Here is a 23,112-nt window from a genome sequence, read left to right on the forward strand (position 1 = left end):
TTGATACGCCTGCTGAAGTTCTTCTGGTGGTCTTTCGTCGCAGTCATCTGTGCCGTCGTGCTCGGTCTGAGCGGCGCGTTTCTGTATCTTAGCCCCAGCCTGCCCTCGGTAGAGGCCCTGAGAAGCATCCAGTTGCAGATCCCTTTGCGGGTATACAGCAGCGATGGAAAGCTGATTGCCGAGTTCGGCGAGATGCGGCGTTCTCCCATCCGTTTCGCCGACATTCCCCCGCATTTCATCCAGGCTTTGCTGTCCGCCGAAGACGACAACTTCGCCAATCACTATGGGGTCGACCCCAGCAGCCTGATGCGCGCTGCAACACAATTGCTCAAGTCCGGGCACATCCAGACCGGCGGCAGCACCATCACCATGCAGGTGGCGAAGAACTTCTTCCTCAGCAGCGAACGCAGCTTCTCGCGCAAGACCAACGAGATCCTGCTGGCCCTGCAGATCGAGCGCGAGCTGACCAAGGACGAGATCCTCGAGCTGTACGTGAACAAGATCTACCTGGGCAACCGTGCCTACGGCATCGAAGCCGCAGCGCAGGTGTACTACGGCAAGTCGATCCGTGACGTGAGCCTGGCGCAGATGGCGATGATCGCCGGCCTGCCCAAGGCACCGTCGCGCTTCAACCCACTGGCCAACCCGACGCGCGCCAAGGAACGCCGCGACTGGATCCTGGGGCGCATGTACAAGCTGGGCAAGATCGACGAAGCCAGCTACCAGGCCGCCCTGGCCGAACCGATCAACGCCAGCTACCACGTGCCGACGCCCGAGGTGAATGCCCCGTACATCGCCGAGATGGCCCGCGCCGAGATGGTCGGCCGCTACGGCAGCGACGCCTACACCGAAGGTTTCCGCGTGACCACCACGGTGCCGAGCGACCTGCAGGAAATGGCCAACAGCGCCGTGCTCGATGGCCTCAGTGCCTACGACCACCGCCACGGCTACCGCGGCCCCGAGTCGCGCCTGCCGGGCAAGACCCAGGCCGCCTGGCTGCAGGAACTGACCAAGCTGCGCCCACTGGGCGGGCTGGAACCGGCCATCGTCACCCAGGTCGACAAGACCGGCCTGCAGGTGCTGACCAAGTCGGGCCAGACCGAGACCGTGGCCTGGGACACCATGAAATGGGCCCGCCCATTCCTCAACACCAATAGCCAGGGCCGCGCCCCGCAGCAGCCGGGCGATGTGGCCCAGGTCGGCGACGTGATCCGCGTGCAACGCACCAGCGAAGGCGAACTGAAGTTCAGCCAGGTGCCGGGCGCCCAGAGCGCACTGGTGACCCTGGACCCGAACAACGGCGCCATCCGCGCTCTGGTGGGCGGCTTCTCGTTCGAGCAGAGCAACTACAACCGCGCCATGCAGGCCAAGCGCCAGCCGGGCTCGAGCTTCAAGCCGTTCGTCTACAGCGCGGCGCTGGACAACGGCTACACCGCCGCCAGCCTGGTCAACGACGCCCCCATCGTGTTCGTCGACGAGTACCTGGACAAGGTGTGGCGACCCAAGAACGACACCAACACCTTCCTTGGCCCGATCCGCATGCGCGAGGCGCTGTACAAGTCGCGCAACCTGGTATCGATCCGCCTGCTGCAGGCCATGGGCGTGGACAAGACCATCGACTACATCGCCCGTTTCGGCTTCAACAAGCAGGACCTGCCGCGCAACCTGTCGCTGGCGCTGGGCACCGCGACCCTCACACCGATGGAGATCGCCACCGGCTGGAGCGCGTTTGCCAACGGCGGCTACAAGATCACCCCGTACCTGATCGACCGCATCGAAAGCCGCAATGGCGAGACGCTGTTCACCGCCAACCCGCCCAGCGTGCCCCGGGGGCATCAGGACGAGGCCGGGATTGGCGCCGCCGAAACGCCGATCGTCACCGATGCGGCACTGGGCGCCGACGTGAGTGCGGTGGCGCCGCAGGTGCCGGCGGTGGCCGAGCAGATCATCGACGGACGTACCAGCTACATCCTCACCAGCATGCTGCAGGACGTGATCAAGCGTGGCACCGGGCGACGCGCCCTGGCGCTGGGGCGCACCGATCTGGCGGGCAAGACCGGTACCACCAACGAGTCCAAGGATGCGTGGTTCTCCGGCTACAACGCCGACTACGTGACCACCGTATGGAGCGGCTTCGACCAGCCCGAGACCCTGGGCCGTCGCGAGTATGGCGGTACCGTGGCGCTGCCGATCTGGATGAGCTTCATGGGCGCCGCGCTCAAGGACAAGCCGATGCACACGCTGCCGCAGCCTGAAGGCATCCTCAGCCTGCGGGTGGACCCGGTGAGCGGCCGTGCGGCCACGCCGAGCACGCCTGATGCGTACTTCGAGCTGTTCAAGGCCGAAGACACCCCGCCGTCGGTCAACGAGCTGGGTGGCAGTGCGCCAGGCAGCCCGCTGCCGGCGGACGAGTCGGCGCCGATCGATCTGTTCTGATGGGGTAACCCGGGGGCTGCCCTGCAGCCCATTCGCCAGCACAATTACCAGCCCCAAACAAAAAGCCCCGACTCTCGCGAGCCGGGGCTTTTTGCTACAACGCTACAACGGCTCAGCCGTTGAACACGTCATCCACGCTCTTGAGCGGGTAGTTCTTCGGATACGGCAGGGTCGCCACACCGCTTTCGATCGCAGCCTTGGCCACGGCATCGGAAACCACGGTGATCAGGCGTGCGTCCATCGGCTTCGGAATGATGTACTCACGACCGAATTCCAGCGCGTCGACGCCGTAGGCAGCGCAGACTTCCTTGGGCACCGGCAGCTTGGCCAGGTCTTTCAGGGCGTTGGCGGCAGCGATCTTCATCTCTTCGTTGATGCGCTTGGCGCGAACGTCCAGGGCACCACGGAAGATGAACGGGAAGCCCAGTACGTTGTTGACCTGGTTCGGGTAGTCGGAACGACCGGTGGCCATGATCACGTCGCTGCGGGTGGCGTGGGCCAGCTCCGGCGAGATTTCCGGGTCCGGGTTCGAGCAGGCGAACACGATCGGGTTCGGTGCCATCGACTTGAGGCCTTCAGGGCTCAGCAGGTTCGGACCGGACAGGCCGACGAACACGTCAGCGCCTTCCAGGGCATCGGCCAGGCTGCGCTTGTCGGTAGCGTGGGCGAACACCGCCTTGTACTGGTTCAGGTCGTCACGGCCAGCGTGGATCACGCCGGTACGGTCGACCATGAAGATGTTTTCGATCTTCGCGCCCATGCTCACCAGCAGCTTCATGCAGGAGATGGCCGCAGCACCGGCGCCCAGGCAGACGATCTTGGCATCGGCGAGGGTCTTGCCCGCGATTTCCAGGGCGTTGATCATGCCGGCCGCGGTCACGATCGCGGTGCCGTGCTGGTCATCGTGGAACACCGGGATGTCGCACTGCTCGATCAGCGCGCGCTCGATCTCGAAGCACTCGGGTGCCTTGATGTCTTCCAGGTTGATGCCACCGAAGGTGATCGAGATGCGCTTGACGGTGTCGATGAAGGCCTGCGGGCTTTCGGCATCGACTTCGATGTCGAACACGTCGATACCGGCGAAACGCTTGAACAGAACACCCTTGCCTTCCATCACCGGCTTGGACGCCAGTGGGCCCAGGTTGCCCAGGCCGAGGATGGCGGTGCCGTCGGAAATGACTGCTACCAGGTTGCCCTTGCCGGTGTACTGGTAGGCCAGCTCCGGGTCACGGGCGATTTCACGTACTGGCTCGGCAACACCCGGGCTGTAGGCCAGCGCCAGGTCGCGAGCAGTCGCGGTCGGTTTGGTGAGCTCTACGCTCAGTTTCCCCGGACGAGGCTGAGCATGGTATTCGAGAGCGGCAGTTTTCAAATCTGACATGATGGGCATTCCGCTTTTACTGTTCTGACGGACCGCCGAGGATACGCAAAGAGCAATGGGCCGACAAGACTGCCCGGTCACTTGTGTCAAGGCCTTTAGCCTACGACTTTAAGCCAAGAGCCGCAGCCCGCAAGGCTTTCAGTGTGTACAATCCATTTTTAAAATGTTCACAATTTATTATCTTTATTGTCTTTCCAGCATCGTCGGGTCGGTGAGTGGCAGCATCCAGCGCGCCTGACCCGGCTTGAGCCCGCCCTTGCGGGAACGATCCAGCACCCAACCGCGGGCTTCGACGCGCCGGCCTTCGAGGCCGTCGGTGAAATCAGGCGCAAAGTTGCGCGACAACCTGGCCGGCACCTGAAGCACCAGCGAATGGCCCAACTCGATCCAGATGGCGCCACCGCTGTGCTCGACCGACTGAACCTGGCCAGCGACCAGCGCAAAACCGGCCTGGCGCAGGTGCCCCGGCGCGATCACCGGCGGCTGGCCCCACAGCCCCGCGCGGGCGCTGCGGGCGGCCTGTTCAGCCTGTTGATGGCAGTCGCGCAGGGCGATGTTGGGCGCTACCGCGATGCGATAACCCAGACCCTCGCCCAGCAGTTGTTCTTCCAGATTGTGACCAGAGCGGTCGAACACATGGGCCAGGGTGCGCTTGTATTTGTCGCGCGGCTCTGTACCCGGCAGCAGCTCGACCCGCCCGCCACTGGCCTTGACCAGGGCCTGCAAACGCTGGCGCGCGGCCACCGCATAGGGCTCGCTGGGCCGCCCCTTGCGCCCGATCTCGGGAGCATTGATGCCGATCAGGCGCACATTGCGCCCATCCTTCAGACGCAAGGTATCGCCGTCGATCACCTGGCGTACCGCAACGCTCTGCACCTCGCGCTGCGCGTCGGCCGGCAGCGTACACAGCGCATGCGCCGGCAACTGCCAGATCGCGGCCACAAAAAAGGCGCCCACCAGGGACGCCTTCTTCAACAGCATTGCCAAGCCCATGGGGCCAGCTTCGCGCCGTCTTACTTCTTGGCACCGAACATGCCGAAACGGTCGGCGAACTTCTGTACGCGGCCGCCGGTGTCCAGCACTTTCTGCTTACCGGTGTAGAACGGGTGGCACTCGTTGCAGACGTCGGTGGCCAGTGGAGCGCACAGGGTCGAACGGGTCTGGAACACATTGCCGCAGCTGCAGGTGACTGCGACTGCTTCATAATTCGGATGAATTTCTGGTTTCATGGTCACTTCCTCGACTGCGTGCCGCCACCCAACACCATTGTTGAATACCGCACGTAATTAGGCGGCGAATAATACCAGAGCATGCCATCAGCGCAAGTTGTCGCTTGTACCGACTGTCGTCTGCTAGGCTCGGCGGCTACCGAATTGCCCTTCAGAGACCCTGCGCGTGTCCGACGTCATCCTTCGCCTTGCCTTGCCCTCGCCCCTGCGGCGGTTGTTCGACTACAGGGCCCCGGCAAGCATGGCGCACACCGCATTCACCCCCGGCATGCGCCTGCGCGTGCCGTTCGGGCGCCGCGAGATGATCGGCATCCTGGTGGAGGTGTGCGAGCACAGCGAGGTGCCCGCCGACAAACTCAAGCCCGCCATCGCCCTGCTTGACCCGGTATCGCCGATACCGCCAGCCCTGTTCAAGCTGTGCGTGTGGACCGCGCAGTACTATCAGCACAGCCTGGGCGACACCCTGAGCTGGGCGCTGCCGGTGCTGCTGCGCCAGGGCGAGCCGGCCGAAGCGCACCAGGAACGCTTCTGGCAGGTGGCCCCGGGGGCGCGCCACGACGACCCGCGCATCGCCCGCGCACCGCGCCAGCGCGATGCCCTGGCCACCCTGGCGCAGCATCCGCACGGCGTGGCCCACGGCCTGCTGAGCAAGCTCAAACTGAGCAAGGACAGCCTCGACCTGCTGCTGGCCAAGGAGCTGGTGCAGGTGGAGGTACGCCGGCATGCCCCGCCGGCGCGCCACGAACACTGGCTGGCACAGCCCGAACTGCCGCTCAACGATGAACAGAAGGCGGCGTTTCATGCGGTGCAGGCAGGGTTCGGCAGCTTCCATGCCTTTCTGTTGGCCGGGGTCACCGGCAGCGGCAAGACCGAGGTCTACCTGCAACTGATCCGCGAGACCCTGGAGGCCGGCAAGCAGGCGCTGATCCTGATTCCGGAGATCAACCTCGGGCCGCAGACCCTGGCGCGCTTCGAGCAGCGCTTCAATGCGCGCATTGCCCTGCTGCATTCGGCAGTCAACGACCGCGAACGCCTCAAAGCCTGGCTGGCAGCCCGTGATGGCGAGGCCGACATCATCATCGGTACCCGCTCGGCGCTGTTCACGCCCATGAAGAACCCGGGCCTGATCATCATCGACGAGGAGCACGACGGCTCCTACAAGCAGCAGGAAGGCCTGCGCTATCACGCCCGCGACCTGGCCCTGGTGCGCGCGCACCAGGAGCACATCCCGATCCTGCTGGGCTCGGCCACGCCATCGCTGGAAAGCCTGCACAACGCCTACTCCGGTCGTTACGGCCTGCTGCGCATGAACCACCGCGCCGGTGGCGCCAAGGCGCCGCGCTTCCTGCGCCTGGACGTCAAGAGCCGGCCCCTGGACAGCGGCATCAGCGGGCCGATGCAACAGGCCATCGGCCAGACCCTGGCCGCCGGTCAGCAGGTGCTGGTGTTCCTCAACCGTCGCGGCTTTGCCCCCACGCTGCTGTGCCACGACTGCGGCTGGCTGTCGGAATGCCCGCGCTGCGATGCGCGCATGACCGTGCATCAGCGCTCCGGCGAACTGCGCTGCCACCACTGCGGCTATGACGAGCGCGTACCGCGCCAGTGCCCGCAGTGCAACCATGTGGACCTGCGCCCGGTAGGTGCAGGCACCGAGCGCGCCGAAGAGCGCCTGAGCATTCTGTTTCCGGATGTCCCGGTGCTGCGCGTGGACCGCGACAGCACCTCGCGCAAGGACGCGATGAACCAGCTGTTCGCCACAGTGCAGCGCGGCGAGCCGTGCATCCTGGTCGGCACCCAGATGCTGGCCAAGGGGCACCACTTTCCGCGGGTCACCCTGGTGGCGATCCTGGATGCCGATGGCGGGCTGTTCTCCGGGGATTTTCGCGCCAGCGAGCGCATGGCCCAACTGATCGTGCAGGTGGCAGGGCGTGCCGGGCGTGCAGAGGAGCCAGGCAAGGTGATCATCCAGACGCACCTGGCCGACCATCCTCTATTGGTACAGCTTACCGAGCAGGGCTATTTCGCGTTTGCCGAACAGGCCCTGAGCGAGCGCCGCGCCGCCGGCCTGCCGCCCTTCGCGCACCTGGCGCTGCTGCGCGCCGAGGCGCACAAGCCGGGGCAGGCCGAGAGCTTTCTCGATGAGGCCTGCAGCGCCGCCGAGCAGTTGCTGGCAGAGCACGACCTGCACGGCATCGAGCTGCTGGGCCCGGTGCCGGCGCCGATGGAGCGACGGGCGGGACGTTTTCGTGCGCAATTGTTGTTGCAGGCCAATGCAAGGGCATCCTTGCATCGTCTGATGAGCGCCTGGCTGTTAGTGTTGGAGCAGATGCCGAGCGGGCGACAGGTGCGCTGGTCGCTGGATGTGGACCCGGTCGACCTGTACTGACCGCTTCGCCGGCAACGCCGGCTCCTACAGGTTTGATGAGCCCTGGCCCTCTGCAGAGCCTGCATTGTCGGCCAAAGGGCCCTAAAGGTTGGCAACCTCGCCCCGGCAACGGATAATACCCAGTTTTTCCACCTGCGCATCCAGGCGCCGCCGCGCTTGCGGTCGAAAGAGAAGCCCATGAAAGACACCATTCGCCAGCTGATCCAGCAAGCCCTCACCCAACTCGTCAACGACGGTGTGCTGCCTGACGGGCTGACGCCGGCGATCCAGGTGGAAAACGCCCGGGACAAGACCCACGGCGATTTCGCCAGCAACATCGCGATGATGCTGGCCAAGCCCGCCGGCCTCAAGCCGCGCGACCTGGCCGAGAAACTCATCGCCGCCCTGCCCGCCGACCCGCAGGTCAGCAAGGTGGAGATCGCAGGCCCGGGCTTCCTCAACTTCTTCCAGAACACCCAGGCCCTGGCCTCGCGCCTGGATGCCGCACTGGCCGACGCCAGGCTCGGCGTGCACAAGGCCGGCGCCACGCAGAAGGTCGTGATCGACATGTCGGCGCCCAACCTGGCCAAGGAAATGCACGTCGGCCACCTGCGCTCGACCATCATCGGCGACGCCGTGGCCCGTGTGCTGGAGTTTCTCGGTGACGATGTGGTACGCCAGAACCACGTGGGCGACTGGGGCACCCAGTTCGGCATGCTGATGGCGTACCTGGAAGAGAACCCGATCACCAGCGAAGAGCTGTCGGACCTGGAGAACTTCTACCGCGCCGCCAAGAAGCGGTTCGACGAGTCCAGCGAGTTCGCCGACCGCGCCCGTGGCCTGGTGGTCAAGCTGCAGGCCGGCGACCCCGAGTGCCTGAAGCTGTGGACCCGCTTCAAGGACATCTCGCTGTCGCACTGCCAGAAGACCTACGAGCTGCTCAACGTCAAGCTGACCATGGCCGACGTGATGGGCGAAAGCGCCTACAACGACGACCTGGCCAATGTGGTCGAAGACCTCAAGGCCAAGGGCATGCTGGTGGAAAGCAACGGCGCCCAGTGCGTGTTCCTCGACGAGTTCAAGAACGCCGAGGGCGAGCCGCTGCCGGTGATCATCGTCAAGGCCGACGGCGGCTACCTGTACGCCACCACCGACCTGGCCGCCGTGCGCTACCGCAGCGGCGTGCTCAAGGCCGACCGCGCCCTGTACTTCGTCGACCAGCGCCAGGCCCTGCACTTCCAGCAGGTGTTCGCGGTGGCCCGCAAGGCCGGCTTCGTGACCCACCCGATGGACATGGAGCACATGGGCTTCGGCACCATGAACGGCGCCGACGGCCGCCCGTTCAAGACCCGCGACGGCGGCACCGTGAAGCTGATCGACCTGCTCAACGAAGCCAAGGAGCGTGCCTACGCCCTGGTCAAGGAGAAGAACCCGCAGCTGCCTGAAGAAGAACTGCGCGCCATCGCCAAGGTGGTGGGCATCGGCGCGGTCAAGTACGCCGACCTGTCCAAGCACCGTACCAGCGACTACAGCTTCAACTTCGAGCTGATGCTCAACTTCGAAGGCAACACCGCGCCGTACCTGCTGTACGCCTACACCCGCGTGGCCGGCGTGTTCCGCAAGCTGGGCAAGGGCTTCGACCAGGTCGAAGGCGAGATCCGCTTGCAGGCACCGCAGGAACAGGACCTGGCCGCGCGCCTGGCGCAGTTCGGCGAAATCCTGAACAACGTCGCCGAAAAAGGTACCCCGCACGTACTGTGCAGCTACCTCTACGACGTGGCCGGCCTGTTCTCCAGCTTCTACGAGAACTGCCCGATCCTCGCCGCAGAAACACCCGAACAGCAGCAGAGCCGCCTGCGCCTGGCCGCCCTGACCGGTCGCACCCTCAAGCAGGGCCTGGAACTGCTTGGCCTGGAAACCCTGGAGCGCATGTAAGTTGGCTGCCAAGAAAAAACCTGCTCCCAAGCGCGGCGCCAGCCGCTACCAGGCCCCGGCCAAGCAACCGATACCGGGCTGGATGTGGCTGGCCATCGGCCTCACGGTCGGTGCGTTCATCGTGTTCCTGATGAAACTCGAGCCCAGCCGCGACGAGGTCAAGCGCACCAAGCCTGAAGCCCAGCAGAAGGCCGAGAAGATCGCCGAGGCGAACAAGACCGCGCCGAGCCCGCAGCAGCCGGTCAAGCCCAAGTACGACTTCTACACACTGCTGCCCGAGTCGGAAGTGATCGTGCCGCCCGAAGCCGTGCCGGAGAAAACCCCGCCGGTACCGGCGCAGCCACCGGTGACCCCGGCCGAGGCGGCCAAGATCGACACCGCCCGCGCCCAGGCCGCGCTGCTGGGGCAGACCCCGCCACCGGCACCGCCGGTGATCAAGCCGGCCGCCACCACGCAGTTCTACCTGCAGGCGGGCTCGTTCCGCAAAGAGGCCGATGCCGACAAGGTGCGTGCGCAGATCATCCTGCTCGGCCAGGCGGTGAAGGTGGAGTCCGGTACGGTGAAGGAAGAGACCTGGTACCGCGTGCTGGTCGGCCCGTTCAGCAATCGCGAACAGCTGACCGTGGCGCAGAAGCAACTGGCCGGCAGCGGCTTCAACAACCTGCTGCTGCAACAGCGCCAGATACGCCAGTAACCCCGATGTTCGGCGGCCCGCAGCAGCGGGCCGCCTGCTTTCAGGCCCGCGCCTGCACGTTCTTGAGCGATACCTGGGTGTTCAGCGTCCAGAAGTCGTACAGCACCCCCAGCAGAAACAGCCCGCCGGTAAAGGCATAGATCACGCCGCTGATCCACTTGCCCTGGTACATGCGGTGCACGCCGAATATCCCCAGGAAGGTCAGCAGGATCCAGGCCAGGCTGTAGTCCAGCGGGCCGGCGTGAAAGCGCAGGTCGGCCTCGCTGTCCATCTTCGGGATCAGGAACAGGTCGATGAGCCAGCCGATACCGAGCAGGCCCAGGGTGCAGAACCAGATGGTGCCGGTCACCGGCCTGCCGTAGTAGAAACGGTGCGACCCGGTAAAACCGAAGATCCACAGCAGGTAGCCGAGGACCTTGCTGTGGGTGTCCTGGGGCTGCGCCTGTTGCTGATAACTGTTCATTCATAGCCTCCACGGTTTAGAGAGAAATTTTCTAAGAAAAAATGTGACTTTTACGTGCTCAGCCGACGTATGGCGCCTCTGCAATCGACCAACGGACCAGAATTCGATCAAAAAGCTGTTATAAAGTTGCGCGCTTAACCAACAAGAGCCCTGCCCATGCGACCTTTTTTCAAGACATGGCTGACTGTTTGCCTTTTATTGCCACTGGCCGCCCACGCCACCAACCGTGAGCAACGTCTTCCCAACGGCTTCAACGTGCACACCACCAGCACCGCAGCCGTACGCTCGACCAAGGGCGCCCACGCCAAGGTCACCTCGTCCGCCGCCTCCTCCAAGGTCGCCAAGACCACCCGCCAGGTCGCCTCGATGCCGGCCAAGCAGAGCAGCGATGTGCTCAGCCGCGCGGTGAACGTGCTGGGCACTCCGTACCGCTGGGGCGGCAGCAGCCCGAGCAAGGGCTTCGACTGCAGCGGGCTGGTCAAGTACGCCTTCAACGACATCGACGAGGTCGACCTGCCGCGTACCTCCAACGCCATGGCCAGCGGCCACGGCGTGAAAGTCGACCGCAAGGATCTCAAGCCCGGCGACCTGCTGTTCTTCAACATCAAGAGTCGCCGCGTCAACCACGTGGCCATCTACCTGGGCAACGACCGCTTCATCCACGCGCCACGGCGCGGCAAGCGGGTCAGCATCGATACCCTGAACAAGCCCTACTGGCAGAGCCACTACGTGGTCGCCAAGCGCGTACTGCCCAAGGAGCAGCCGCAAACCCAGCTGCGCCTGGCCAAACGCTAGACCTGATCGGGCGAACGCGCGTTCGCCCTGGCCGTTTCCAGGCTGACGACTCCCCGCCTCACCAGGCCCTGCAGGCTGCTGTCCAGGGTCTGCATGCCTAACGCCGCGCCGGTCTGCATGGCCGAATACAGCTGCGCCACCTTCCCCTCGCGAATCAGGTTGCGCACCGCCGGCGTGGCCAGCAGGACCTCGTGCGCGGCCACTCGCCCGCCTTGCACCCTGGGCACCAGCACCTGGGCCATCACCGCCTGCAAGGCGTCGGCGAGCATGGTGCGTACCAGGGCCTTCTCCTGCGCGGCAAACACGTCCACCAGCCGGTCGATAGCCTTGGCCGCCGAGGCGGTGTGCAGGGTCGCCAGCACCAGGTGGCCGGTTTCGGCGGCGGTCAGGGCCAGGCGGATCGTCTCCAGGTCGCGCAGCTCGCCAAGCATGATCACGTCCGGGTCCTGGCGCAGCGCAGCCCGCAGCGCCTGGGCGAACCCCTGGCTGTGACGCCCCATCTCACGCTGGCTGAGCTGGCTGCGCAGCGGGCTGTGGATAAATTCGAGCGGGTCTTCCAGGGTCAGGATATGCACGGCGCGCTCGCGGTTGAGGTGATCGACCAGCGCCGCCAGGGTGGACGACTTGCCTGAGCCGGTGGGGCCGGTCACCAGCACCAGCCCGGCCGGCGACTCGGCAATGCGACGAAACACCTCCGGCAGCTGCAGGCTCGCCAGCGTCGGCACCTGGTCGGGTATCAGGCGCAGTACCGCCGCCGGCCCGCGCACCTGCACGAAGGCGTTGACCCGAAAGCGCCCCAGCCCGGGCACGGCCACGGCAAAGTCCAGGTCCTGCAGCCTGGCGAAGTCCTCCTGCTGCTGTGGGCTCATGAGCTGCGCCAGCAGGGCATGCAGGTTGTCGCTGCTCAACGCCGCCGGCCCCAGCGGCTGCATCTGCCCGTCACGGCGGATCATCGGCGCACTGCCGGCCGCCAGGTGCAGATCGGAGGCGCCTTCCCTGAGCGCCAGGGCCATCAGCCCGGTCATGTCCATAACACTCCCCAAACATCGCCAAGCAGGTAGAATGCCGCAGACCCGAACAGCCGCTGGCGTTGATCCATGTCCACCATAGCAGACAACCTTTCCACGCTTGCCGACCGCATCCGCAGCGCTGCACAGGCCGCCGGGCGTGACCCCGGGCAGGTCCGCCTGCTGGCCGTGAGCAAGACCAAGCCGGCTGCCGCGATACGCGAAGTGTATGCGGCCGGTGTGCGCGACGTGGGCGAAAACTACTTGCAGGAAGCCCTGGCCAAGCAGCTCGAATTGACCGACCTGCCCTTGACCTGGCACTTCATCGGCCCCATTCAATCGAACAAGACGCGAGCAATCGCCGAGCACTTCGACTGGGTACATTCGGTGGACCGACTGAAAATCGCACAACGCCTCAGCGAACAACGCCCTGCCGGGCTGCCCGCACTGAATGTGTGCGTGCAGGTCAACGTCAGCGGCGAGGCCAGCAAATCGGGCTGCAACCCCGACGAGCTGCCGGCGCTGGCCCAGGCCATCGCGGCGCTGCCGCACCTGAAGCTGCGCGGCCTGATGGCGATTCCCGAACCCACCGACGACCCGGCCGCCCAGGCGGCGGCATTCGCCCGTGTACGCCAATTGCAGGACAGCCTGAACCTGGGCCTGGACACCCTGTCGATGGGCATGAGCCACGACCTGGAAGCAGCGATTGCCCAGGGCGCGACCTGGGTGCGCATCGGCACCGCCCTGTTCGGTGCCCGCGACTACGGCCAGGCCTGACCCATGCATCGTTCACCTTCTTCAACCAAGGACCTGACATGAGCAAGACTCGAATTGCCTTCATCGGCGCCGGCAACATGGCCGCCAGCCTGATCGGCGGCTTGCGCGCCCAGGGTGTGGACGCCGCGCAGATCCGCGCCAGCGACCCGGGTGCCGAGACGCGCGCCAGGGTGCACGCCGAACACGGCATCCAGCTGTTCGAAGACAACGCCCAGGCCGTCGATGGCGCCGACGTGGTGCTGATCGCGGTCAAGCCGCAAGCCATGAAGGCGGTGTGCCAGGCGCTCAAGCCAAGCCTCAAGCCCAACCAGCTGGTGGTGTCGATTGCCGCCGGCATCACCTGCGCCAGCCTGCGCAACTGGCTGGGCGAGCAACCGCTGGTACGCTGCATGCCCAACACCCCGGCGCTGCTGCGCCAGGGCGTCAGCGGTCTGTACGCCACCGAGCAGGTATCGGCCGAACAACGCGCCGAAGCCGAGCAACTGCTCTCGGCAGTGGGCGTGGCCCTGTGGGTCGACAGCGAACAGCAACTGGATGCAGTGACCGCGGTCTCCGGTAGCGGCCCGGCGTATTTCTTCCTGCTGATCGAGGCGATGACCGCAGCCGGCGAAAAACTCGGCCTGCCCCGCGACGTCGCCTCCCGGCTGACCCTGCAAACCGCCCTGGGCGCGGCGCACATGGCCGTGGCCAGCGATGTCGAGGCCAGCGAACTGCGCCGGCGCGTCACCTCCCCCAATGGCACCACCGAGGCGGCGATCAAGTCGTTCCAGGCCAACGGGTTCGAGGCGCTGGTAGAAAAAGCACTGGGCGCCGCGGCGCACCGCTCGGCCGAAATGGCCGAACAACTGGGCAACTAAGGAGCTCTGCATGAATGCACTTTCGGGCGCCGCGATCTTCGTGGTGCAAACACTGGTCAGCCTGTACCTGGTCATCGTGCTGCTGCGCTTCGTGCTGCAGCTGGTCAAGGCCAACTTCTACAACCCGCTCAGCCAGTTCGCGGTGCGCGCCACCCAGCCGCTGCTCAAGCCGATCCGGCGCGTCATCCCCAGCGTGTTCGGGCTGGACACCTCATCGCTGATCCTGTCGATCGTGATCCAGGCGCTGTTGATGGCGTTCGTGCTGATGGTCACCTACGGCACCTTCGGCGACATCCCGCACCTGCTGATGTGGGCCGTCATCGGCGTCACCTCGCTGTTCCTGAAGATCTTCTGGGTCGCGATGATCGTGATGGTGATCGTGTCGTGGATCGCCCCCGGCAGCCACAACCCCGCCGCCGAGCTGGCCTACCAGATCAGCGAGCCGGTGCTGGCACCGTTTCGCAAGCTGGTGCCCAACCTCGGAGGCCTGGATATTTCGCCGATCTTCGCCTTCCTGGCGATCCAGGTGATCCAGTCGTTCGTGATGCCGCCGCTGGCCGCCTACGCCGGAATGCCGCAGGAACTGTTCCGCATGATCTGACCCGCACCACCCCCGGCCGCAAGCCGCGCCATGTTGCTTGCCGCTGGGGGTGGCGGTCTTTAGACTTACGCCTCATTCAAGCGTGAGCAGGGTCGATGTCCACTGTCTTTCCCGAAGATTCGGTCGGTCTGGTAGTACCGCAACTGGCGCGATTCGATGAGCCCCTGGCCCTGGCCTGCGGTCGCTCGCTGGCCAGCTACGAGCTGGTCTTTGAAACCTACGGTACCCTCAACAGCGCGGCCAGCAATGCCGTGCTGATCTGCCATGCCCTGTCCGGGCATCACCATGCCGCCGGCTACCACAGCCCCGACGACCGCAAGCCGGGCTGGTGGGACAGCTGCATCGGGCCGGGCAAGCCGATCGATACCAACCGCTTCTTCGTGGTCAGCCTGAACAATCTCGGCGGCTGCAACGGCAGCACCGGCCCCAGCAGCGTCAACCCGGCCACCGGCCAGCCCTACGGCGCCGACTTCCCGGTACTCACCGTGGAAGACTGGGTGCACAGCCAGGCGCGCCTGGCCGATCGCCTGGGCATCGGGCAGTGGGCCGCCGTGGTGGGCGGCAGCCTGGGCGGCATGCAGGCGCTGCAATGGACCATCACCTACCCCGACCGCGTGCGCCACTGCCTGGACATCGCCTCGGCACCCAAGCTGTCGGCGCAGAACATCGCCTTCAACGAAGTGGCGCGCCAGGCCATCCTCACCGACCCCGAGTTCCACGGCGGCTCGTTCCAGGCCGAAGGCGTGATCCCCAAGCGCGGGCTGATGCTGGCGCGCATGGTCGGGCACATCACCTACCTGTCGGATGACTCGATGGGCGAGAAATTCGGCCGCGAGCTCAAGAGCGACAAGCTCAACTACGACTTTCACAGCGTCGAGTTCCAGGTCGAGAGCTACCTGCGCTACCAGGGTGAGGAGTTCTCCGGGCGTTTCGATGCCAACACCTACCTGCTGATGACCAAGGCGCTGGACTACTTCGACCCCGCCGCCAGCCACGGCGGCGACCTGGCCGCGACCCTGGCCCACGTCACCGCCGACTACTGCGTGATGTCGTTCACCACCGACTGGCGTTTCTCGCCGGCGCGCTCGCGGGAGATCGTCGATGCGCTGATCGCCGCGCGCAAGAACGTGTGCTACCTGGATATCGACTCGCCGTATGGCCACGATGCCTTCCTGATCCCGACCCCGCGCTACATCACGGGATTCACGAACTACATGAACCGCATCGTCTGCTGAGGACCCCATGAGAGCCGACCTGGAAATCATCCAAGACTGGATCCCCGCCGGCAGCCGGGTACTCGACCTCGGTTGCGGTACTGGCGAGCTGCTCGCCTCGCTGCGTGACACCAAGCAGGTGGCTGGCTACGGCCTGGAAATCGACCCCGACAACATCGCCCAGTGCGTGGCCAAGGGCGTCAACGTCATCGAGCAGGACCTGGACAAGGGCCTGGGCAACTTCGCCAGCAACAGCTTCGACGTGGTGGTCATGACCCAGGCCCTGCAGGCCGTGGAGTACCCCGACCGGATCCTCGACGAAATGCTGCGCGTGGGCCGCCAGTGCATCATCACCTTCCCCAACTTCGGCCACTGGCGCTGCCGCTGGTACCTGGCGACCAAGGGTCGCATGCCAGTGTCGGACTTCATGCCGTATACCTGGTACAACACGCCGAACATCCACTTCTGCACCTTCGAGGATTTCGAGGCGCTGTGCAGCGAACGTCGCGCCCAGGTGCTCGACCGCCTGGCGGTCGACCATATGCACCGGCATGGGTGGGCGAGCAAGCTATGGCCTAATCTTCTAGGGGAGATCGGCATTTACCGTGTCAGCAGCCCGGGCCTGCAGGAACACAAGGTCGCGGTTTGAACAACCCACACTGGAGGAGACAGATCATGGGTCGCTTGTTGAGCTTTTTACTGGTTGCCTGCCTGAGCACGACGGCACTTGCTGCCGATGCGATCAAGGGCGAGCGCAAGGAAGTCTTCGGTGACACCACGGTGCACTACAGCACCTTCATCTCCACCTTCCTGCAGCCGGACATCGCCAAGGCGGCGCAACTGGTGCGCAGCAAGAACCAGGGCGTGATCAACGTGTCGGTGATCAAGGCCGGCAAGCCGCAGGTGACCCAGGTCAGCGGCAGCGTCAAGGACCTGAGCAGCCGCACGGTACCACTCAGCTTCAAGCAGATCACCGAACAGGGCGCGATCTACTACATCGCCCAGTTCCCGGTGGAGCAGCAGGAAAACCGCACCTTCACGATCAATGTTGCAATTGGTGGCAAGACCGAGACCATCAGTTTCAACCAAGAGCTCTTCCCAGGCGAATGATGAACATCCAGCAACTCGTATTGGCCAGCCACAACGCCGGCAAACTCAAGGAACTGCAGGCCATGCTCGGTGACACCGTGCAACTGCGTTCGATTGGCGAATTCAGCAGCGTCGAGCCGGAGGAAACCGGCCTGTCGTTCGTCGAGAACGCCATCCTCAAGGCGCGCAATGCCGCACGTATCTCCAGGCTGCCGGCCCTGGCCGACGACTCGGGCCTGGCGGTGGACTTTCTCGGTGGTGCGCCAGGCATCTACTCGGCGCGCTACGCCGATGGCCAGGGCGACGCGGCGAACAACGCCAAGTTGCTCGAGGTACTCAAGGACGTGCCGGACGCCGAGCGCGGCGCGCAGTTCGTGTGCGTGCTGGCGCTGGTACGCCATGCCGACGACCCGCTGCCGATCCTGTGCGAGGGCCTGTGGCATGGACGCATCCTGCACCAGGCCAGCGGTGCCCACGGCTTTGGCTACGACCCGCTGTTCTGGGTACCGGAGCGCGACTGCTCCAGCGCCGAGCTGAGCCCCGCAGACAAGAACCAGATCAGCCACCGCGCCCGCGCCATGAGCCTGCTGCGTCAGCGCCTGGGCCTGCAATGACCGACCGCACGCCGGCACAGCCACTGCATCTGGGCGAGGCTGGCTTCAGCTCCAACGCACCTCGGGCGGCACTCGCGCAGTTGCCGCCGCTGTCGCTGTACATCCATATCCCGTGGTGCGTGCGCAAATGCCCGTACTGCGACTTCAACTCCCATGCCGCCACCCCGCAGCTGCCGGAAGAGGCCTACGTCGACGCCCTGCTCGCCGACCTCGACCAGGAGCTGGGCGCGGTGTACGGGCGACCGATCAGCTCGATCTTCTTTGGCGGCGGTACCCCGAGCCTGTTCAGTGCCCGTGCGCTGGGCCGCCTGCTGGCGGGCGTGGAGCAACGCATCCCGTTCGCCGCCGACATCGAGATCACCCTGGAGGCCAACCCCGGGACCTTCGAGCAGGAGAAGTTCAAGGCCTACCGGCAACTGGGCATCAATCGCCTGTCGATCGGCGTGCAGAGCTTCCAGCAGGCCAAGCTCCAGGCGCTGGGGCGCATCCACAACGGTGACGAGGCGGTGCGTGCGGCCGGCATGGCGCGTGCGGCGGGGTTCGACAACTTCAACCTGGACCTGATGCACGGCCTGCCCGACCAGTCGCTGGACGATGCGCTGGGCGACCTGCGCCAGGCCATCGCGCTCAACCCTACCCACCTGTCGTGGTACCAGTTGACCCTGGAGCCGAACACGGTGTTCTGGAACCAGCCGCCGCTGCTGCCCGAGGACGACATCCTGTGGGATATCCAGGAGGCCGGGCAGGCGCTGATGGCCGAGCACGGCTACCGCCAGTACGAAGTGTCGGCCTACGCCCAGCCAGGGCGCCCGGCGCGGCACAACCTCAACTACTGGAGCTTTGGCGACTTCATCGGCATCGGCGCCGGTGCCCACGGCAAGCTCAGCCACCCGGACGGGCGCATCGTGCGCACCTGGAAGACCCGGCTGCCCAAGGACTACCTGAACCCGGCCAAGGCGTTCAAGGCGGGCGACAAGCTGCTGGCGGTGGACGAACTGCCGTTCGAGTTCCTGATGAACGCCCTGCGCCTGACCGAGGGCGTGGAGGCTGCGCTGTTCGCGCAGCGTACCGGCCTGCCGCTGGAACAACTGACGGCGGCGCGCCGTGAAGCCGAACAAAAGGGCCTTTTGCAGGTCGAACCGACGCGGCTGGTGGCGACACCGCGGGGCCAGCTGTTTCTCAACGACCTGCTGCAGTATTTCTTGACCTAAGGATAGCGAATGGACCTGGTACTCGACCTGCTCTCGACCGTCTCCCGCTGGAGCCGCAGTAACCTGTCGGAGATCTCTCTGGCGCTTGTAGGCTGTTTGCTGGTGTTGTTCGGCACCGACATCAAGGGCTGGGTCGAACAGCGCCTGGGTGGGCTGGCAGGTGCATTGCGCGTGCCGTTCATGGCCCTGCTGGTGCTGATCGGCAGTGGTGCGGCGTTGATCTATGCCACGCCGTGGGTGGTACGCGGGCTGAGCCAGTTCAACAACTATGCACTGGCGCCGGTGCTGCTGGTGGTGCTGGTGTTGCTTGGCGTGGTCGCAGACCGCCGCTAGAAGCATCGCGGGTCAAGCCCGCTCCCACAGGTACCACGCTGATTTCGAGGTCAGCGCTGTACCTGTGGGAGCGGGCTTGACCCGCGATTCGAGCGCGCAGCGCTCACCGGCAATCAGGCCAGTTTTTCGAACTTCAGATCCCACACCCCATGCCCCAGGCGCTCGCCACGGCGTTCGAACTTGGTGATCGGACGCTCGGCAGGGCGAGGTACGCACTTGCCGTCTTCGGCCAGGTTCCTGTACCCCGGCGCGACATTCATCACTTCCAGCATGTACTCGGCGTACGGTTCCCAGTCGGTCGCCATGTGGAACACGCCGCCCACCTTCAGCTTGCTGCGCACCAACTCGGCAAATTCCGGCTGCACGATGCGACGCTTGTGGTGACGGCTCTTGTGCCACGGGTCCGGGAAGAACAGCATCAGGCGGTCCAGGCTGTTGTCGGCCACGCACTTGTTCAGCACTTCGATGGCATCGCAGTCATACACCCGCAGGTTCTGCAGGCCCTGGGTCAGCACGCCATTGAGCAGCGCGCCCACGCCCGGGCGGTGCACTTCGACACCGATGAAGTCCTGCTCGGGCGCGGCGGCGGCCATCTCCAGCAGGGAATGGCCCATGCCGAAGCCGATCTCCAGGGTGCGCGGCGCCGAACGGCCGAACACCTGGTCGTAATCCACCGGGCTGTCGGCCAGTGGCAGCACGAACAGCGGCGCGCCCTGGTCCAGGCCGCGCTGCTGGCCTTCGGTCATGCGCCCGGCACGCATCACGAAACTCTTGATGCGGCGGTGTTGGCGTTCTTCGCCTTCGGCGGTGATCGGCGATTCTTGCGATTCAGTCATCAGGGGCTCTTACTTGATCAGACCATCCAGCGGCGACGAGGCGCTGGCATAGAGTTTTTTCGGCATGCGGCCGGCCAGGTAGGCCAGGCGGCCTGCCACGATGGCGTGCTTCATGGCTTCGGCCATCATCACCGGTTGTTCGGCATGGGCGATGGCGGAATTCATCAGCACTGCCTCGCAGCCCATTTCCATGGCAATGGTGGCGTCCGACGCGGTACCCACACCGGCATCGACCAGCACCGGCACTTTCGATTCCTCGAGAATGATGCGCAGGTTGTACGGGTTGCAGATGCCCAGGCCCGTACCGATCAGGCCTGCCAGCGGCATGACCGCGATGCAGCCGATTTCGGCCAGCTGACGCGCGATGATCGGGTCGTCGCTGGTGTAGACCATCACGTCGAAACCGTCCTTGACCAGCACTTCGGCGGCCTTGATGGTTTCGATCACGTTGGGGAACAGCGTCTTCTGGTCGGCCAGCACTTCGAGCTTGACCAGGTTGTGCCCGTCGAGCAGTTCGCGGGCCAGGCGGCAGGTGCGCACGGCCTCGACCGCGTCGTAGCAGCCGGCGGTGTTCGGCAGGATGGTGTAGCGGTCCGGTGGCAGCACGTCGAGCAGGTTCGGCTCGCCCGGGTTCTGGCCCAGGTTGGTGCGGCGCACGGCGACGGTGACGATCTCGGCACCCGAGGCCTCGATGGCCAGGCGGGTTTCTTCCATGTCGCGGTACTTGCCGGTACCGACCAGCAGGCGAGACTGGAAGGTACGACCGGCCAGCGTGAAGGGCTTGTCGCTACGAACATTGCTCATCGGTAATCCTCTTGAAGGTTGAGGGACTTGCAGGTGAAGCGCGTGGGCCTAGCCGCCGCCGATGGCGTGAACCACCTCGACCTGGTCGCCTTCGCGCAGGGCGGTGGCGTCGTGCTGGCTGCGCGGCACGATGTCCAGGTTCAGCTCCACCGCCACCCGGCGACCTGCGAGGTCGAGCCGGGTCAGCAGGGCCGCGACGCTTTCGCCGTCGGGCAATTCGAAAGGTTCACCGTTCAGTTGAATGCGCATGCGCACGGCCGCCATTGTTTTTAGGGGCCCGCATTCTAGCCCCTATCCGGGGCTGAACCCAAGGCCAAGCGGCGCCATTCGTCTCGATCCGGACCCGCGGGTCAACCCAGGCGCCAGGCCGCCAGGCCCAGGCACAGCCAGCCGCCGAGGAAGGCCAGGCCGCCAAAAGGGGTGATGATGCCGAGCTTGCCGATGCCACTCAGGGTCAACAGGTACAGGCTACCGGAAAACAGCACGATGCCCAGGCAGAACAGACCACCGGCCCAGGCCGTGAGTCGCCCAGGCAAGTGCGCCCAGAGCACTGCCACGCCCAGCAGGGCCAGGGCGTGTACCAGCTGGTAGGTGACGCCGGTATGGAAGATCGCCAGGTACTCCTGGCTCAGGCGGCCCTTGAGGCCATGGGCAGCGAAGGCACCGAGGGCCACGCCGGTAAAGCCGAAAAAGGCGGCGAGCAACAGAAAGCTGCGAAGCATGCGCAAGACTCCTTGGGGGCACAGGGTCTGTATAATGGCCCGCTCATTCGGTTCGGCCAAGCCATCTCTATGCTTTCATCCCTGATCCGCCGCCTCACCCGCGCCCTGCTCTGGTTCGCCGTTGCCAGCGTGTTGCTGGTGCTGCTGTTTCGCTGGGTACCGCCGCCGGGCACCATGCTGATGGTCGAGCGCAAGGTGGAATCGTGGGTCGACGGCCAGCCCATCGACCTGCAACGCGACTGGCGCCCATGGGGTGAGATCTCCGATGAACTGAAGGTGGCGGTGATTGCCGGCGAGGACCAGAAGTTCGCCGGGCACTGGGGTTTCGACTTCAATGCCATCCAGGCCGCACTGGCACACAACGAGCGTGGCGGCACGCTTCGCGGCGCCAGCACACTGAGTCAGCAGGTGGCCAAGAACCAGTTCCTGTGGGCCGGCCGCAGTTGGCTGCGCAAAGGGCTGGAGGCATGGTTTACCGCACTGATCGAGCTGCTGTGGTCCAAGGAGCGCATCCTGGAGGTGTACCTCAACAGCGCCGAGTGGGATGACGGCGTGTTCGGCGCCCAGGCAGCGGCCCGCCATCACTTCGGTACCGATGCGAGCAAGCTGACGCGCCAGCAGGCCAGCCTGTTGGCGGCGGTACTGCCCAGCCCGCGCAACTGGAGCGCAAGCCGGCCCAGCAGCTATGTGGCGCGACGGGCGGCGTGGATTCGTCAGCAGATGAGCCAGCTGGGCGGCAGCGGCTACCTGGTGCAACTGGATGAGCCGCGCAAGGCGCCCTGGGCCAACTGAAACAAAGAGGGCCCCTTCGCCGGCAAGGCCGGCTCCTACAGGGATTGTTGTAGGAGCCGGCCTTGCCGGTGAAGGGGCCCTCAGGGTCCCGCAGATCAGGCAGCGATCAGGGCTTTGACCTTGTTCATCGCATTCTTCTCCAGCTGCCGGATACGCTCGGCCGACACGCTGTACTTGGCCGCCAGGTCATGCAGCGTGGCCTTCTCTTCGGCCAGCCAGCGCTGGTACAGGATGTCGCGGCTACGGTCGTCCAGGCCTTGCAGCGCCTCGTGCAGGTTGTTCGAGGAGCTGTCGCTCCAGTCCGCATCCTCCAGCTGACGTGCCGGGTCGTAACGGTGGTCTTCGAGGTAGTTGGCCGGCGACTGGAACGCGCTGTCGTCGTCCGCCTCGCTGGCCGGGTCGAAGGCCATGTCCTGACCGGTCAGGCGGCTTTCCATCTCGCGCACTTCACGCGGCTCCACCCCCAGGCTTTCGGCCACACGATGCACTTCATCGTTGTTCAGCCAGGCCAGACGCTTCTTCTGGCTGCGCAGGTTGAAGAACAGCTTGCGCTGCGCCTTGGTGGTCGCGACCTTGACGATGCGCCAGTTGCGCAGGATGAATTCGTGAATTTCGGCCTTGATCCAGTGCACGGCAAAGGACACCAGACGCACACCCATCTCGGGGTTGAAACGCTTGACCGCTTTCATAAGGCCAACGTTGCCTTCCTGAATCAGGTCGGCCTGGGCCAGCCCGTAGCCCGAATAGCTACGCGCGATATGTACGACAAAACGCAGGTGGGCGAGCACCATCTGCCGAGCCGCCCCCAGATCCTGCTCATAGTAGAGACTCTCGGCCAGTTCACGCTCCTGCTCGGGCGTCAGCAATGGAATGCTGTTGACCGTGTGCACATAGGCCTCCAGGTTCGCACCCGGGACCAAGGCATAGGCAGGTTGCAACGAAGTGGTCATACGAAAA

General features: G+C 65.1%; 24 protein-coding genes and 1 pseudogene. 15 read left to right on the forward strand and 10 right to left on the reverse strand.

All coding sequences use genetic code 11. The features are described from left to right. Positions 1 to 3: 3 nt before the first annotated feature. Positions 4 to 2,436 carry a penicillin-binding protein 1A gene (locus LOY33_RS24285; protein WP_196932068.1) on the forward strand — a complete coding sequence of 811 codons (2,433 nt, stop codon included), beginning with the start codon at positions 4 to 6 and terminating at the stop codon, positions 2,434 to 2,436. Between the two features lie 112 nt (positions 2,437 to 2,548). On the opposite strand, the gene LOY33_RS24290 is transcribed toward LOY33_RS24285, so the two are convergent. The 3 genes from LOY33_RS24290 to rpmE all read right to left on the reverse strand — a co-directional run bounded on the left by LOY33_RS24290 (position 2,549) and on the right by rpmE (position 5,046). Next, positions 2,549 to 3,817, reverse strand: coding sequence for a malic enzyme-like NAD(P)-binding protein (locus LOY33_RS24290; RefSeq protein WP_043860148.1), 1,269 nt, complete (start codon positions 3,815 to 3,817; stop codon positions 2,549 to 2,551). Positions 3,818 to 4,000: 183 nt separating this feature from the next. Beyond that, positions 4,001 to 4,798 (reverse strand): thermonuclease family protein, encoded by a 798-nt coding sequence (locus LOY33_RS24295; RefSeq protein WP_253086236.1) that lies wholly within the window; start codon positions 4,796 to 4,798, stop codon positions 4,001 to 4,003. 32 nt (positions 4,799 to 4,830) lie between these two features. Then, complete coding sequence (gene rpmE / locus LOY33_RS24300; RefSeq protein WP_043860144.1) at positions 4,831 to 5,046, reverse strand: 50S ribosomal protein L31; 216 nt, start codon at positions 5,044 to 5,046, stop codon at positions 4,831 to 4,833. A gap of 166 nt (positions 5,047 to 5,212) precedes the next feature. Between rpmE and LOY33_RS24305 the strand changes: the two genes are divergently transcribed. The 3 genes from LOY33_RS24305 to LOY33_RS24315 all read left to right on the forward strand — a co-directional run bounded on the left by LOY33_RS24305 (position 5,213) and on the right by LOY33_RS24315 (position 10,040). After that, positions 5,213 to 7,432: a primosomal protein N' gene (locus tag LOY33_RS24305; RefSeq protein ID WP_078481693.1), complete on the forward strand. Its 2,220-nt coding sequence runs from the start codon at positions 5,213 to 5,215 to the stop codon at positions 7,430 to 7,432. A 177-nt stretch (positions 7,433 to 7,609) separates the two neighbouring features. Then, positions 7,610 to 9,346: an arginine--tRNA ligase gene (gene argS / locus LOY33_RS24310; RefSeq protein ID WP_043860142.1), complete on the forward strand. Its 1,737-nt coding sequence runs from the start codon at positions 7,610 to 7,612 to the stop codon at positions 9,344 to 9,346. A 1-nt stretch (position 9,347) separates the two neighbouring features. After that, positions 9,348 to 10,040, forward strand: coding sequence for an SPOR domain-containing protein (locus tag LOY33_RS24315; RefSeq protein WP_043860141.1), 693 nt, complete (start codon positions 9,348 to 9,350; stop codon positions 10,038 to 10,040). A 40-nt stretch (positions 10,041 to 10,080) separates the two neighbouring features. Here the strand turns inward: LOY33_RS24315 and LOY33_RS24320 are convergent, their stop codons facing one another. Further along, complete coding sequence (locus LOY33_RS24320) at positions 10,081 to 10,503, reverse strand: TM2 domain-containing protein (RefSeq protein ID WP_043860140.1); 423 nt, start codon at positions 10,501 to 10,503, stop codon at positions 10,081 to 10,083. Positions 10,504 to 10,659: 156 nt separating this feature from the next. On the opposite strand from LOY33_RS24320, the gene LOY33_RS24325 reads away from it, so the two are divergent. Further along, on the forward strand, positions 10,660 to 11,298 hold the full coding sequence (locus LOY33_RS24325) for a C40 family peptidase (RefSeq protein WP_043860139.1): 639 nt from the start codon (positions 10,660 to 10,662) through the stop codon (positions 11,296 to 11,298). On the opposite strand, the gene LOY33_RS24330 is transcribed toward LOY33_RS24325, so the two are convergent. After that, entirely contained in the window at positions 11,295 to 12,329 is a 1,035-nt protein-coding gene (locus LOY33_RS24330) for a type IV pilus twitching motility protein PilT (protein ID WP_258660335.1), read from the reverse strand. The two genes, LOY33_RS24325 and LOY33_RS24330, sit on opposite strands and share 4 nt — an antisense overlap. 66 nt (positions 12,330 to 12,395) lie before the next feature. Between LOY33_RS24330 and LOY33_RS24335 the strand changes: the two genes are divergently transcribed. The 9 genes from LOY33_RS24335 to LOY33_RS24375 all read left to right on the forward strand — a co-directional run bounded on the left by LOY33_RS24335 (position 12,396) and on the right by LOY33_RS24375 (position 19,001). Further along, complete coding sequence (locus tag LOY33_RS24335; RefSeq protein WP_054915543.1) at positions 12,396 to 13,082, forward strand: YggS family pyridoxal phosphate-dependent enzyme; 687 nt, start codon at positions 12,396 to 12,398, stop codon at positions 13,080 to 13,082. Between the two features lie 38 nt (positions 13,083 to 13,120). After that, entirely contained in the window at positions 13,121 to 13,939 is an 819-nt protein-coding gene (proC, locus tag LOY33_RS24340) for a pyrroline-5-carboxylate reductase (protein WP_043860136.1), read from the forward strand. A gap of 10 nt (positions 13,940 to 13,949) precedes the next feature. After that, positions 13,950 to 14,540 (forward strand): YggT family protein, encoded by a 591-nt coding sequence (locus LOY33_RS24345; RefSeq protein ID WP_054915542.1) that lies wholly within the window; start codon positions 13,950 to 13,952, stop codon positions 14,538 to 14,540. A 95-nt stretch (positions 14,541 to 14,635) separates the two neighbouring features. Beyond that, the gene (locus LOY33_RS24350; RefSeq protein WP_043860134.1) at positions 14,636 to 15,775 is read left to right on the forward strand and encodes a homoserine O-acetyltransferase; all 1,140 of its coding nucleotides are present in this window, start codon (positions 14,636 to 14,638) and stop codon (positions 15,773 to 15,775) included. Between the two features lie 7 nt (positions 15,776 to 15,782). Continuing rightward, the gene (gene metW, locus LOY33_RS24355) at positions 15,783 to 16,403 is read left to right on the forward strand and encodes a methionine biosynthesis protein MetW (RefSeq protein WP_043860133.1); all 621 of its coding nucleotides are present in this window, start codon (positions 15,783 to 15,785) and stop codon (positions 16,401 to 16,403) included. 26 nt (positions 16,404 to 16,429) lie between these two features. Then, on the forward strand, positions 16,430 to 16,864 hold the full coding sequence (locus LOY33_RS24360; protein ID WP_258660339.1) for a DUF4426 domain-containing protein: 435 nt from the start codon (positions 16,430 to 16,432) through the stop codon (positions 16,862 to 16,864). Continuing rightward, positions 16,861 to 17,457 carry an RdgB/HAM1 family non-canonical purine NTP pyrophosphatase gene (rdgB, locus tag LOY33_RS24365; RefSeq protein WP_258660342.1) on the forward strand — a complete coding sequence of 199 codons (597 nt, stop codon included), beginning with the start codon at positions 16,861 to 16,863 and terminating at the stop codon, positions 17,455 to 17,457. The genes LOY33_RS24360 and rdgB overlap by 4 nt, the downstream gene beginning before the upstream one ends. Beyond that, positions 17,454 to 18,668, forward strand: a complete 1,215-nt coding sequence (gene hemW, locus LOY33_RS24370) for a radical SAM family heme chaperone HemW (protein WP_100634288.1) — start codon at positions 17,454 to 17,456, stop codon at positions 18,666 to 18,668. The genes rdgB and hemW overlap by 4 nt, the downstream gene beginning before the upstream one ends. Positions 18,669 to 18,677: 9 nt before the next feature. Further along, positions 18,678 to 19,001: a DUF3392 family protein gene (locus LOY33_RS24375; protein ID WP_043860129.1), complete on the forward strand. Its 324-nt coding sequence runs from the start codon at positions 18,678 to 18,680 to the stop codon at positions 18,999 to 19,001. Between the two features lie 113 nt (positions 19,002 to 19,114). Here the strand turns inward: LOY33_RS24375 and trmB are convergent, their stop codons facing one another. From trmB to LOY33_RS24395, 4 genes are all read right to left on the reverse strand, one after another. After that, positions 19,115 to 19,837, reverse strand: a complete 723-nt coding sequence (trmB, locus tag LOY33_RS24380) for a tRNA (guanosine(46)-N7)-methyltransferase TrmB (RefSeq protein ID WP_043860128.1) — start codon at positions 19,835 to 19,837, stop codon at positions 19,115 to 19,117. Between the two features lie 9 nt (positions 19,838 to 19,846). After that, positions 19,847 to 20,641 (reverse strand): thiazole synthase, encoded by a 795-nt coding sequence (locus LOY33_RS24385; RefSeq protein WP_043860127.1) that lies wholly within the window; start codon positions 20,639 to 20,641, stop codon positions 19,847 to 19,849. A 48-nt stretch (positions 20,642 to 20,689) separates the two neighbouring features. Then, positions 20,690 to 20,890: a sulfur carrier protein ThiS gene (gene thiS / locus LOY33_RS24390; protein ID WP_043860147.1), complete on the reverse strand. Its 201-nt coding sequence runs from the start codon at positions 20,888 to 20,890 to the stop codon at positions 20,690 to 20,692. A gap of 101 nt (positions 20,891 to 20,991) precedes the next feature. Next, positions 20,992 to 21,363 (reverse strand): DUF423 domain-containing protein, encoded by a 372-nt coding sequence (locus LOY33_RS24395; protein WP_043860126.1) that lies wholly within the window; start codon positions 21,361 to 21,363, stop codon positions 20,992 to 20,994. A gap of 34 nt (positions 21,364 to 21,397) precedes the next feature. On the opposite strand from LOY33_RS24395, the pseudogene mtgA reads away from it, so the two are divergent. Then, positions 21,398 to 22,155 (forward strand): annotated as a pseudogene (gene mtgA, locus LOY33_RS24400) (monofunctional biosynthetic peptidoglycan transglycosylase). Between the two features lie 95 nt (positions 22,156 to 22,250). Here mtgA and rpoH read toward each other — a convergent pair. Then, complete coding sequence (rpoH, locus tag LOY33_RS24405) at positions 22,251 to 23,105, reverse strand: RNA polymerase sigma factor RpoH (protein WP_043860124.1); 855 nt, start codon at positions 23,103 to 23,105, stop codon at positions 22,251 to 22,253. Positions 23,106 to 23,112 lie beyond the last annotated feature (7 nt).

The organism is Pseudomonas sp. B21-036, assembly GCF_024748925.1.
Taxonomy (GTDB): Bacteria; Pseudomonadota; Gammaproteobacteria; order Pseudomonadales; family Pseudomonadaceae; genus Aquipseudomonas; species Aquipseudomonas palmensis.